General features: G+C 63.7%; 13 protein-coding genes. 9 read left to right on the forward strand and 4 right to left on the reverse strand.

What is annotated here, in order from left to right; translation table 11 throughout:
- The 5 genes from ABWP50_RS00545 to ABWP50_RS00565 form a co-directional block, all read left to right on the forward strand.
- Nucleotides 1-894 (forward strand): alpha-D-ribose 1-methylphosphonate 5-phosphate C-P-lyase PhnJ (locus ABWP50_RS00545; protein ID WP_353216033.1); only part of this gene is annotated, 894 nt, incomplete at its 5' end.
- Nucleotides 891-1,700 carry a phosphonate C-P lyase system protein PhnK gene (phnK, locus tag ABWP50_RS00550; protein ID WP_353216034.1) on the forward strand — a complete coding sequence of 270 codons (810 nt, stop codon included), beginning with the start codon at nucleotides 891-893 and terminating at the stop codon, nucleotides 1,698-1,700. The genes ABWP50_RS00545 and phnK, both read left to right, overlap by 4 nt.
- Before the next feature lie 28 nt (nucleotides 1,701-1,728).
- Nucleotides 1,729-2,430 carry a phosphonate C-P lyase system protein PhnL gene (phnL, locus tag ABWP50_RS00555; RefSeq protein WP_353216035.1) on the forward strand — a complete coding sequence of 234 codons (702 nt, stop codon included), beginning with the start codon at nucleotides 1,729-1,731 and terminating at the stop codon, nucleotides 2,428-2,430.
- Nucleotides 2,431-2,457: 27 nt separating this feature from the next.
- A complete protein-coding gene (locus ABWP50_RS00560) occupies nucleotides 2,458-3,612 on the forward strand; it encodes an alpha-D-ribose 1-methylphosphonate 5-triphosphate diphosphatase (protein ID WP_353216036.1) in 1,155 nt (384 codons plus the stop codon).
- Complete coding sequence (locus tag ABWP50_RS00565) at nucleotides 3,609-4,310, forward strand: DUF1045 domain-containing protein (RefSeq protein WP_353216037.1); 702 nt, start codon at nucleotides 3,609-3,611, stop codon at nucleotides 4,308-4,310. Before ABWP50_RS00560 ends, ABWP50_RS00565 begins: the two co-directional genes overlap by 4 nt.
- Nucleotides 4,311-4,332: 22 nt before the next feature.
- On the opposite strand, the gene ABWP50_RS00570 is transcribed toward ABWP50_RS00565, so the two are convergent.
- Entirely contained in the window at nucleotides 4,333-5,061 is a 729-nt protein-coding gene (locus ABWP50_RS00570; protein WP_353216038.1) for an SDR family NAD(P)-dependent oxidoreductase, read from the reverse strand.
- Nucleotides 5,058-5,783, reverse strand: coding sequence for an SDR family NAD(P)-dependent oxidoreductase (locus tag ABWP50_RS00575; RefSeq protein ID WP_502950943.1), 726 nt, complete (start codon nucleotides 5,781-5,783; stop codon nucleotides 5,058-5,060). Before ABWP50_RS00575 ends, ABWP50_RS00570 begins: the two co-directional genes overlap by 4 nt.
- Nucleotides 5,784-5,824: 41 nt before the next feature.
- Between ABWP50_RS00575 and ABWP50_RS00580 the strand changes: the two genes are divergently transcribed.
- Nucleotides 5,825-6,778: an SDR family NAD(P)-dependent oxidoreductase gene (locus tag ABWP50_RS00580; RefSeq protein WP_353216040.1), complete on the forward strand. Its 954-nt coding sequence runs from the start codon at nucleotides 5,825-5,827 to the stop codon at nucleotides 6,776-6,778.
- Here ABWP50_RS00580 and ABWP50_RS00585 read toward each other — a convergent pair.
- A complete protein-coding gene (locus ABWP50_RS00585) occupies nucleotides 6,759-7,886 on the reverse strand; it encodes an acyltransferase family protein (RefSeq protein WP_353216041.1) in 1,128 nt (375 codons plus the stop codon). The genes ABWP50_RS00580 and ABWP50_RS00585 overlap by 20 nt on opposite strands.
- 138 nt (nucleotides 7,887-8,024) lie before the next feature.
- On the opposite strand from ABWP50_RS00585, the gene ABWP50_RS00590 reads away from it, so the two are divergent.
- The 3 genes from ABWP50_RS00590 to ABWP50_RS00600 all read left to right on the forward strand — a co-directional run bounded on the left by ABWP50_RS00590 (nucleotide 8,025) and on the right by ABWP50_RS00600 (nucleotide 11,487).
- Entirely contained in the window at nucleotides 8,025-9,203 is a 1,179-nt protein-coding gene (locus tag ABWP50_RS00590; protein WP_353216042.1) for a vWA domain-containing protein, read from the forward strand.
- 89 nt (nucleotides 9,204-9,292) lie between these two features.
- Nucleotides 9,293-11,074: a putative bifunctional diguanylate cyclase/phosphodiesterase gene (locus tag ABWP50_RS00595; protein WP_353216043.1), complete on the forward strand. Its 1,782-nt coding sequence runs from the start codon at nucleotides 9,293-9,295 to the stop codon at nucleotides 11,072-11,074.
- Complete coding sequence (locus tag ABWP50_RS00600) at nucleotides 11,074-11,487, forward strand: BLUF domain-containing protein (protein ID WP_353216044.1); 414 nt, start codon at nucleotides 11,074-11,076, stop codon at nucleotides 11,485-11,487. Before ABWP50_RS00595 ends, ABWP50_RS00600 begins: the two co-directional genes overlap by 1 nt.
- A gap of 22 nt (nucleotides 11,488-11,509) precedes the next feature.
- Here the strand turns inward: ABWP50_RS00600 and ABWP50_RS00605 are convergent.
- A partial coding sequence (locus tag ABWP50_RS00605) for a c-type cytochrome (protein ID WP_353216045.1) occupies nucleotides 11,510-12,136 on the reverse strand: 627 nt, incomplete at its 5' end.

Raw genomic sequence — 12,136 nt, forward strand, 5'->3', positions numbered from 1 at the left:
AGCGAAGAACGCTATTACAACTATGCCTATCTCGATGAGCAGACCAAGCGGATGATCCGCCGCGCCATCCTGAAGGCGCTGGCAGTGCCGGGCTATCAGGTGCCGTTCGGCAGCCGCGAAATGCCGGTGCCTTATGGCTGGGGCACGGGCGGCATCCAGCTCACCGCAGCGATCATCGGCCCCGACGATGTCTACAAATGCATCGATCAGGGCGCCGATGACACCACCAACGCCGTATCGATCCGGCGTTTTTTTGCTGCGGTGGCCGATGTCGCCACCACCGAGGATACCGGCGCCGCCAGCATCATCCAGAGCCGCCACCGCATTCCGGAACGGCCCCTTGAAGACGGCCAGATCATGGTGTTCCAGGTGCCGCAGCCCGAACCGCTGCGGGGCCTTGAGCCGCGCGAAACCGAAACGCGCGCCATGCATGCCTATGCCGAATATGGCCTGCAATATGTGTCGCTGTATGAAAATATCTCGGCCTTCGGGCGGATTGCCGGCGGCGCGGGCTATCCGGTGCTGATCGACGAGCGTTACCTGATGAGCCCGTCGCCCATCCCCAAGTTCGACAATCCCAAGATGGACATGAGCCCGGCCATCCTGCTGTTTGGCGCCGGCCGCGAAAAGCGCATTTACGCCGTGCCGCCCTACACGCGGGTGCGCAGCCTGGATTTTGAAGATTATCCCTTCGAAGTGCAAAGCTGGGAGCAATGCTGCGCGCTGTGCGGTGCCACCGATTCCTACCTGGATGAAGTGGTCCTGGACGATCAGAACAACCGCATGTTCGTCTGTTCGGACAGCAATCACTGCGCCGAACGCCGCGCCCAGGGCCATGTCGGCCCGATGGCCGGCCACGCGCTGGCCAATATCACAGAGGAACCAGCGCAATGACGGCTGCTGCTGCACTGGTCCAAACCCCGGCCACACCCACGCCGCTGCTACGGGTGTCCGGCCTGTCCAAAATGTATGGCCGCGTCACCGGCTGCCTGGATGTGTCGTTCGAACTGCGCGCCGGCGAAGTGCTGGGCATTGTCGGCGAAAGCGGTTCGGGCAAGACGACCTTGCTCAACTGCATGTCCGGCAAATTGCCGCCCACCGCTGGCAGCATCGAATTTGATGCCCGCCGCCACGGCCTGACCGATATCTACGCCCTGTCCGAACCGGATCGGCGGCGGATGCAGCGCGAGGATTGGGGCTTTGTGCACCAGAATCCGCGCGACGGCCTGCGCATGCGCGTGTCGGGCGGCGCCAATGTCGCCGAGCCGTTGATGAACCTGGGCCAGCGCCATTATGGCGATATGCGCCGCGCCACCAATGACTGGCTGGCCCGCGTCGAGCTTGATCTGGGCCGCGTCGACGACAAGCCGCGCAATTTTTCCGGCGGCATGCAGCAGCGTATCCAGATTGCCCGCAACCTCATCCACAATCCGCGACTGGTGTTCATGGATGAACCCACCGGCGGGCTGGACGTGTCGGTGCAGGCCCGCCTGCTCGATCTGCTGCGCGAACTGGTGCGCGATATGGGGCTGGCGGCGATCATCGTCACCCACGACATGGCGGTGGCGCGGCTGATGGCCGATCGGCTGATGGTGATGAAGGGCGGCCGCGTCGTGGAAACCGGCCTGGCCGATCAGGTGCTCGATGATCCGCAGCACCCCTACACGCAATTGCTGGTCTCCAGCGTGCTGCAGATCTGATGCAGACCAAAGCGACAGGATCAAAGCCATGAGCATTCCCGCCATCCGGGTGAAAAATCTGTCCAAGCTGTTCACCCTGCACAACCAGGGCGCCACGGTCATCCCAGTGTTCGAGGCGCTGGAACTGGCCGTGCACCCCGGCGAATGCGTGGTGCTGGCCGGGGACAGCGGCGTCGGCAAATCGACGCTGATGCGGACCATCTATGGCAATTATCTGCCCAGCGGCGGCGGCGTGCATGTGCTGCATGATGGTGCGCCGGTGGATATCACCAAGGCGGCGGCGCATGATGTGCTGGACATCCGGCGGCGCACGCTGGGCTATGTCAGCCAGTTCCTGCGGGTGATCCCGCGCATTTCCACGCTGGATCTGGTGATCGAGCCGCTGCTGGAAAATGGCGTGCCCACCGCCGAAGCCCGCGAGCGGGCCATCACGCTGCTGCAGGCCCTGCGCCTGCCCGAAGCACATTGGGCACTACCGCCAGCGACATTTTCGGGCGGCGAACAGCAACGCGTCAACATCGCGCGCAGCTTTGTGCGCGAATATCCGGTGCTGCTGCTCGATGAGCCGACCGCCAGCCTGGATGCCGCCAACCGCGCCATCGTGGTCGATCTGATCAAGGCGGCGCTGGCCAAGGGCGCCGCCATGGTCGGGATATTCCACGATCTCGATGTGCGCGATGCCGTGGCCACAAGGCTGTTCAACGTAAGCGAATACAAAGCCGCCGCCTGACCCAACCCATTTGCCGAAAGCCCCGACATGCACGTCCGCATATTCTCGTCTCAGATCGTCACGCCGGACACCGTAATCGCCGGACATGTCATCATTGAAGGCGGCATGATCGCTGCTGTCGAAGCCGCCACAGCGCCGGCCGCCGATGCCGTGGATTTCGGCGACGATCTGCTGGTGGCCGGGCTGGTCGATATTCACACCGACAATCTGGAGAAGCATTATCAGCCGCGGCCCGGCGCGCTGTGGGATGCGCTGGGCGCGGCGCTGGCGCATGACGGCCAGTGCATCACCGCCGGCATCACCACCGTGTTCGACAGCCTGGCCCTGCACGGCCAGAAGGACGGTCTCAATCGCAAGGATGCGCTGCGGCCGATGATTGCCGCGATGGACGAGGCCGGCAGCGACGGCCTGCTGCGCGCCGACCATCTGCTGCATCTGCGCTGCGAGGTGACCAATCCCGAACTTCTGGCCCTGCTGGAACCGCATATCGACAATCCGCGCCTGCGCCTGCTCAGCGTGATGGACCACACCCCCGGCCAGCGCCAGACCGCCAACATCGGCGCCTTCAAGGATCGCATGATCCGCGGCGGCACCTCGCCCGAAGAGCTGGAAACCGTGCTGGCCGCGCGCACCGCATGGCGCGACCAGGCCCTCGCGCCGCAAAACCGCGCCGGCGTGGTGGCGCTGGCGCGCGAATTCGGCATCCCGCTGATGAGCCATGACGACGAAAGCGCCGCGCATGTCGATGAAAGCCGCGATGATGGCTGCGTGGCGGCCGAATTTCCGGTGACGCTGGCAGCAGCGCAGCGCGCCCATGAATTTGGCCTGAAAAACGTCATGGGCGGGCCGAATTTCGTGCGCGGCGGCTCCCACTCCGGCAATCTGAGCGCACGCGATTGCGCGGCTGCCGGCCTGCTCGATATATTGTCATCCGATTATGTGCCGCTGTCGATGCTGCGCGCCGCCTTTCAATTGACAGAAGCGCCGTTTGGCTGGAGCCTGAGCGACGCCATGGCAACCGTGACTGTCAATCCCGCCCGCATTGCCGGCCTGACCGATCGCGGCCTGATCGCGCCGGGCATGCGCGCCGATCTGGTGCAGGTGCACCGCGCCCGCAGCGCCATGGGCGGCGGCTGGCCGGTGCCGCGGTCGGTGTGGGTGAAGGGCGTGCGCGCGGCATGACCGCACGTTACGCCGTTTACTACGCGCCGCCGCCGCAGCACCCGCTGACCGCCCTCGCCAGCGCCTGGCTCGGCCGTGATGCGTGGACGGATGCTGAAGTGGCGCAGGTGCCCGTGGCCGGTCTGGACACCGGACACGCCGAACGCGCCGAATTGACCGCCGATGCCGCGCATTATGGCTTTCATGCCACGCTGAAGGCACCGTTCGAACTGGCCGCCGGCCAGAGCGAAGCCGGCCTGATTGCGGCGCTCAATGATTTAGCCGCCAAGCAGCCGGCATTTGCCGCCGAACTGGCCGTGCACAGCCTGAGCGGCTTTGTGGCGCTTACGCTGGACCCACCTTGCCCGGCGATGACCGCGCTCCACACCGCCTGCGTGCACGCATTCGAAGCGTTTCGCGCCCCGCTGTCCGACGCCGATCTGGCGCGGCGCCGGCGCGCACCAATGTCTGCCGAGCAGGATGCCAGGCTGCTCGCCTTTGGCTATCCATGGATATTCGAGGAATTCCGTTTCCACATGACGCTGACCGGGCGCATCCGCGACGACGCAAGGCGCAGCGCCGTGATTGCGGCACTGGCTGGCTACTTCGCGCCGGCTGCCGGCGCGCACCACTTCGACAGCCTGTGCCTGTTCCGCCAATCGCAGCGCGACGCGCCGTTTCGGATCATCGCATCGGCGGCGTTGCAAGCGGCCGGCTGACCCGCGCCCGCCGCGCCCGTCATCACCGCAGCATCAGCCCGCCATCGATGGCCAGGCTTTGCCCGGTGATATAGCTGGCGGCCGGGCTGGCCAGGAACAGGATGGCGCGGGCCACTTCGTCCGGTTCGCCCCAGCGCCGCATCGGGATGGCGCGCAGCAATTTCTGTTCACGATCAGGATTGGTGCGCGCACCCTCGGTCATGCGGGTGGCAATGAAGCCCGGCGCCACCAGATTGACGCGCACGCCATCGGGCGCCCATTTGTCGCCCAGCGCCCGCGTCAGGCCCAGCAGGCCAGCCTTGGACGCGGTGTAGGCCGGCGTTTCCTTGAGCGCGAGGAAACTGGCCAGGCTGCCGACATTGACGATGCTGCCGCGCGCCGCCTTCAGATAGGGATACAGCCGCACCGACAGGTCCATCACGGCATTCAAATTGGTGTCGATGATCGCTTCGAATTCATCCTGTTCATATTCGCGCGCACTGCCGCGCCCGGCATTGTTGATCAGCACATCCAGCCTGTCGAAATGCGCGGCCACTTCGGCGCGGGCTTCCGGCCAGGTCAGATCGGCCTGAATATAGGCTGCGCCCGCTGGCGGCTCATCATAGCAGCTCGGCCCGATGCGCGTGCCGGTGATCGTTACGCTGGCGCCCATCGCCAGAAATTGCTCGGCAACCGCCTTGCCGATGCCTTGGGTGCCGCCAGTGACCAGCACGGTCTTGCCGGCGGCCCAGGCCTGATTGGGTTCGCTCATGCGCTCAGGCCTCCATCAATCACCAGCGACGTGCCGCTGATATAACGCGCCGCATCCGACGCCAGAAACAGGATTGGCCCAGCAATATCATCGGGTTCGCCAATCCGGCCCAGCGGCACCTGCCGCTCGGTTGCCGCCAGCCGTTCAGGATGCTGCCAGGTTATCGCCGTCATCTTGGACCGCACCAGCCCCGGTGCCACCAAATTCACCCTGATCCCCTCCCCGCCCAGCGCCTGCGCCAATGTGCGGGTCAGCGTTAGCAGGCCGCCCTTGCTCGCCGAATAGGCCGGTTGCCCGATGGTGCCCCGAAAGCTGGCCACCGATCCGATGAAGATCACGCTGCCCCGCGTCGCCGCCAGTTGCGCGCGGAATTTCATGGCCAGCTGCATCGGGCCGGTCAGATTGGCGGCCAGCACATCGGCAAATACTTCGGGCTGGAATTCGGCGCGGCGATAGGCAACTTTGGCGCCAGCAACCACCAGCACATCCAGGCTCGTGATGCCGGGTTCAAACGCCGCCACGGCTGCCATGTCGCCCTGATCAAGCTGATGATAGTCAATGCCGTCCAGATCGCCGTCGCTGCCCGCATAATCGGCCGCAGCAGCGCGTGTGCCCGTCACAATCACGCGCGCGCCGGCTCGCAGGAACGCGCGGGCGGCCGCATTGCCGATCCCGGTCGATCCCCCTGTCACAAGCACGGTCTTGCCGGCAAATACGTCCACGTCCACCATCTCCGCTCGGTTTAGTGAAGAGGTATTCGGCCATGGCGCTTCTGTCCGGCAAGGTCGCGATTGTGACAGGCGGCGGCCGCGGGCTGGGCCGTTGCCATGCGTTGGCGCTGGCGGCGCAGGGCGCATCGGTGGTGGTGAATGATCTGGGCGGCACGGTGACCGGCGGCGGCCCTGACGAAACTCAGGGGGACGCAGCAGCCGATGTTGTGGCGCAAATCATCGCGCAGGGCGGGCACGCCGTTGCCAATCACGCCAGTGTTGCCGATTGGGCCGACGCTGGATCGATCGTCGATGCGGCGATGGCGGCATTTGGCCGGCTGGATATCGTGGTCAACAATGCCGGCATCAACCGCCCGGCCAGCCTGATCAATCTGACCGAGGCAGATTATGATCTGGAAACCGGCGTGCACCTGAAAGGCACCACAGCAGTTTGCCACCATGCCGCAAAATTATGGGCCAGCCAGGGCCGCGGCGGCCCGCGCGCCATCATCAACACTACATCACCGGTTGGGGTGCACCCGATGCCCAATGGCGGCCCCTATTGCGCGGCCAAGGCCGGCATCGCCGCACTCACCGTGGTGGCCGCGCAGGAACTGGCGCATCTGGGCGTGCGCGCCAATGCCATCGCGCCGGCCGCCCGCACCCGCATGGTGATGGCCAGCCCGGCGGTGGACGAACTGATGCCCAAAACAGCTGGCTTTGATCGCCATTTGCCCGATCATGTCTCGCCGCTGGTTGTCTATCTGGCGTCACCGCTCAATCGCTTCACCGGCCGCGTGTTCGGCGCGGAAGGGCCCGATGTCGCGTTGTACCAGCCATGGAGCGCCGATTGGCTGGTGAGCGCTGATGGCCAATGGGACGTATCGGCGCTGGCCGATGCCCTGGCCGCGCTGCCGGCGCAGGCCGACATCAACGCCTTTTACCCCGGCGGCCGCATCAGGACACGCATCCCGCCAAATCGCAGCCTCAAGGCGTTGCTTGGTTAGGCTGCGTGCTTGCTGCGTGCTTGCTGCGCGTTTGCTGGCGCCGGGCGGCCAGCACCGGGCTTTCGATCACATGCCAGGATGCGGCGGCCAGCAGCGTTACCGGCAGGAAGCCGACCAGCAGCAGCAGCCACCATTGTTCAATGCGCGCAAAATGCTGGATCAATTGCAGCACCGGCATGTGCCACAAATACACGCCATAGCTGTAATCGCCGCCGCGATACGGGGCCGGCACCGCCAGTTTCTGCAAGCCGGCCCATGACACGAGATAGGCGCTGGGTGCGATCATCACCAGCAGCAGCACCGGATCCTTTTGCAACTGTTGGCCGTCCAGCAGCACAGACACCGCAGCGATCAGCAGCAGGCAAGCCGCCGCCAGCCCGCCATGATAGGGAATGCGATCCCGAAACAGATAGATGCTGGCACCGCCCAGAAAATAGGGGAACAGCAATCCGCCGGCGCTAAAAACCTGGCCGGTCACCACGCCGGCCGCGCGCGGCATGGCCGGCAGGCCGATGTTGACCACCACGATATTGGCTGCCGCCCAGATCAGCGCCAACAACGGCACCACCCACGGCCGACGGGCAATCCCCCACAGCGCCATGATCGCCATCATGATGTAGCAGCCGATTTCCCAGCGCACGGTCCACAGCGACCCATTCACCGCGCCGGGATAGGGATTGGCTTCGAACACACCGGGCAGTTGGTGATAGGGCAAAGCCAGCAAATTGGTGCCATAGTGCCAGAAGCGGCGATCGCTAAAGTAATCGGCCAGAGGCAAGCTGGTGGCGATCGGCCCGGCCACCAGCATGGCAAATAGCACGACGGCAAACAGCGCCGGCAAAATGCGTGCGGCGCGGTTCAGCATATAATCGCGCCAAGGCAAACGCATTGCCGACGCCGTGACCAAAAAGCCCGACAAGGTGAAAAACATCGGCACCATGAGCGTGAACGGCAACCAGAACGGGCTTTGAAGCCCACCCGAAACGTCGCCGGCGGTCAAGGCAATGCAATGCCAGACCACCACTTCGTAACACAGCACCAGCCGTACGAGATCATAGCCGGGACCAAACCCGCCCACAGCATCGAGCCTGCCCTGAAATGTCTGCACCCAATGCCCCCACTAGCGACCGCGCGGAGGCTTATAAATATATCCACACCCTGTCCAGTCGCGCGCAGCGGCAATCGGCAAACCGCCCTCTCAACATAAGGCACTGGCAAGCTGCGAGCGGGCTGATATAGTTGCGGTATGTTTCTGACCTTCCTCGAAGAGCTGCGCAGCGCGAAGATCAAGGCCTCCATGAAGGAGCATCTTGTGCTGCTGGAGGCATTGAAAAGCGATGCCATCGATTTTTCGATCACGGAATTCTACTATCTGGCTCGCGCCACTTATGTGAAGGACGAAGGTCTTCTCGACCGGTTCGACATGGTGTTTGCCAAGGTGTTCAAAGGGATCGAGCCAACACTTGAGACTGGCGAGGCAGAGATTCCAGCCGAATGGCTGCGTGCCCTGGCCGAAATGAACCTGACCGAGGAAGAGCGCGCCGAGCTGGAGAAAATGGGCTGGGACAAGCTCATGGAGACGCTGCAAAAGCGGCTTGATGAACAGAAGAAGCGCCACGAGGGCGGCAACAAATGGATTGGCACGGCTGGCAAATCGCCATTCGGTGCCAATGGCGATCACCCTGAAGGCGTGCGTATCGGCCAGAACGAAGGCCGCAAGAACAGCGCCGTAAAGGTGTGGGACAAGCGCGAGTTCAAGAACCTCGATTCAACGGTCGAGCTTGGCACCCGCAACATCAAGGTGGCGCTGCGCCGGCTGCGCCGCTTTGCCCGCGAAGGCGCGGCCGACGAGCTTGATCTGGACGCCACGATCACTGGCACCGCCAAGCAGGGCTGGCTGGACATCATCATGCGCCCGGAACGGCACAATGCCGTCAAACTGCTGTTGATGCTCGATATCGGCGGCTCGATGGATCCGCATATCAAGCTGTGCGAAGAATTATTCTCGGCAGCGAAGACCGAATTCAAGCATCTGGAATTCTTTTATTTCCACAATTGCCCTTATGAGGCGGTGTGGAAAGACAACAAGCGGCGCTGGACCGAACGCACGCCGATGATGGAGGTTCTCCACAAATTCCCCCATGATTACAAGGTGGTATTTGTCGGCGATGCCTCGATGAGCCCCTATGAAATCACCTATCCCGGCGGCAGCACCGAACATTGGAACGACGAATCCGGTGAGGTCTGGTTGCGGCGGATCACCGATATCTACCACTCGTCGGTCTGGCTGAACCCGATACCGGAAAAACACTGGGAAAACGGCCAATCGATCCGCATGATCAAGGAGATCATGCACGACCGCATGTTCCCGCTCACGCTGGAAGGGCTGGACCGCGGCATGCGGGAATTGAGCCGCAAACGCTGAGCCTGGTACCAGCCGCCACCACTGACAAGTAAAGCGCCAACCAGTCACGCCGTTGCACCAATAAAGCAGCATGGGGCAGGAACGGCGGCATGAGTATTACCCAGCGGATAGACCTGGACGGCGCGACCGAAATCGACTGGACCAATCTGCCCTGGGGCCAGGCTGAATCGCCCGAGATTCTCCGCCGCCTGCAACGATCCTTCCAACTTGCGCAGGAAGTTGGCCGCATCGGCTTGTTTGAAATCGATATGCGCACCGGCGTCACTTACGCCAACCCGGTATTTTTTGAACATTTCGGCATGCCGCGCGACCGCATGTGTTTGTCGGCAGAAGAACTGCGCCGCATGGTTCACCCCGATGACCGGGCCGCGATGCGCAGTTTCCTGCTGGAAATGACACATTCGATCGATCTTGGCGGCGTCGAGTTCCGGGCAATCACTGCCGCTGGTGATGTGCGCTGGATTTCGGTGCGTTCGCGGGTGGAGCGCGATGCTGATGGTGCCGCCGTGATGGCCTACGGCATTCAGCAGGACATCACCGATCGCCGCACCGCCGAAGACGAAGTGCGCTTCATCGCCAGCCACGATATCCTGACCGGGCTGGCCAACCGCAAGCTGTTTCAGGACGTGCTCAAGCGTCAGATGCCATCGGCCAGCGACAACCGGCCGGCCGGGCTGATCCTGATCGATCTGGACCTGTTCAAACAGGTGAACGACACGCTGGGTCACCCGATCGGTGATGCGCTGCTGCGGGCGGCCGCAGGTCGTCTGAAATCGCTGCTGCCAACCGATGCGCTGGCGGCGCGGCTGGGCGGCGACGAATTTGCCATCTGGCTGCCCGGCAGCAGCAGCGCTGTGGCTGACGCGCTGGCGGACAGGATCGTCAACCTGTTTCGCCGCCCCTTTTTGTTGCTGGGCAATGTGGTGGAAATCAGTGCCAGCGCCGGCGTGGCGGTGGCACCGCACGACGCCAGCGATCCGGACATGCTGATGCGCGTGGCCGATCTGGCGCTGTACAGCGCCAAGACTGCCGGACGGAGCGGCTGGCGCCGGTTTGATCCCGGGATGGACAATGCTGCCCGCGAACGCCAGCAGATGACCCAGGATTTGCGGCGGGCGCTGGCGCTGGGCGCGCTGCGGCTGGATTATCAGCCGCTGGTGGGCGCCGGCAGCCGCAGCGTTGCCGGATTTGAAGCGCTCGTGCGCTGGGACCGTCCGGGGCACGGGCTGGTACCGCCCGATCAATTCATCCCGTTGGCCGAAGCCACCGGCCTGATGGTGTCGATTGGCGAATGGGTGCTGAACGCGGCCATTCACGAGGCCATGCGCTGGCCCGAATCGCTACGCATTGCGGTGAACCTGTCGTTTCGGCAGCTCGAGGACGGTGACCGGCTGGTGGCCGCCGTTGCAGCCGCGCTGGCCGAAAGCGGGCTGAACCCCGGTCGTCTGGAACTGGAACTGACTGAAAATGGTTTGACGCAGGCCGGCCCCGACAGCATGCGCCATCTGCACCGGCTGCGGGCGCTGGGTGTGCGCATTGCCATCGATGATTTCGGCACCGGCCACAGCAGCCTGTCACGCCTGCTGGATTTCCCGTTCGATTCCATCAAGGTTGACAAGAGCTTCGTCGCCGGATTGGGCACCAACGAGAAGGCTGGCGCGCTGGTGCGTTCGATTGCCGCCCTGGCCCGGTCTCTCAATGTCAATGCCGTGGCGGAAGGCGTGGAGACCCCCGAACAGGCCATGCTGGCCCGCCACGACGGCTTCACGCAAATCCAGGGCTATCTGATCAGCAGGCCGATGGCTGGCGGCGCCATCGATGCCTATCTCCAGGCACTCGACACTGCCAAATCGCAAAATGGAACCCTGTGATGCCAAACCAGCTCTGGCGTTTGACCTACACCAGCCGCCGCACCTGCCGGCCAGCCGTCGCCGACGCCGAAATTGCCAATATCCAATCGGTGGCCTCGCAATATAATCGGCGCGCTGGCCTGGTGGGGGCGCTGGTGGCGTCGAACACCCGCTTTGCCCAGGTGCTGGAAGGGCCGCGCGATGCTTTGGAGCGCATCTTCGAACGAATTTGCTGCGATACCCGGCACGACGACGTGCTGGTTATCGGCTACGGCCCAGCCGAAACGAAAGCGTTCACGGACTTCCAGCTTGTTGCGCTTGACTATGATGCTGAAGAAATTGGCGAAAGCCAGACAGCGGGCGAGGCAATGCTCGCCCATTTGCAGGCATCGATGAACCGGTTGGAACCGTCCAGCGCACCAGTGATGCGGTGAACGGCTCGCCGGCAATCAGCGTTCAATTACTGCCGGCCGCCATTTCCTGCGCTTGCAGCTTCTTGGCTTGCGCGCCCACATAAGCGCGCACCGCTTCCACTTGCGCCGGATTGTACCAGCGGCTGAACGCGATCATGCCATTGGCCTTCAGCGCGCCATCGTGAACAATGGCCTGCCACGCTGCAGCATCCGTCAGGACGGCCGAGCGCCGCAGATCGGGCAATATGCCTGAGGCATGGGCATCGGGGCCGTGGCAGAAGGCGCAGTTGGTGCTGTAGATCTTGCCGCCTTCCGTGAATTGCACCGGCGTAAAGGCGTCGCTGGGCGGGTTGGCCGCGGCAAACACCGGCTCGGTCGCCTTGGGCAACGCACCCTTGCCGCCCAGCTTGAACACCAGCAGACGGCCATTGCGGGCATCGCGCGGGTCGTCAAAGGCGGCGGTCAGCGGAAAAGCGCCGCCATAGCCAACCATGATTGCTACATATTGCTGGCCTTTCACACTGTAGCTCACGGCCGGCGCAATAATGCCGGTCTGCGCCTTGAAGTTCCACAGCTTGCTGCCGGTGCTGGCGTTGAAGGCCTGGAAATCGCCGGCGCCATTGCCCTGGAACACCAGATTGCCCGCCGTTGCCAACGTGCCGCCGTTCCA

Origin of the sequence: Sandarakinorhabdus sp., assembly GCF_040398645.1 — a bacterium.
In the GTDB taxonomy this organism is placed as follows: domain Bacteria; phylum Pseudomonadota; class Alphaproteobacteria; order Sphingomonadales; family Sphingomonadaceae; genus Sandarakinorhabdus.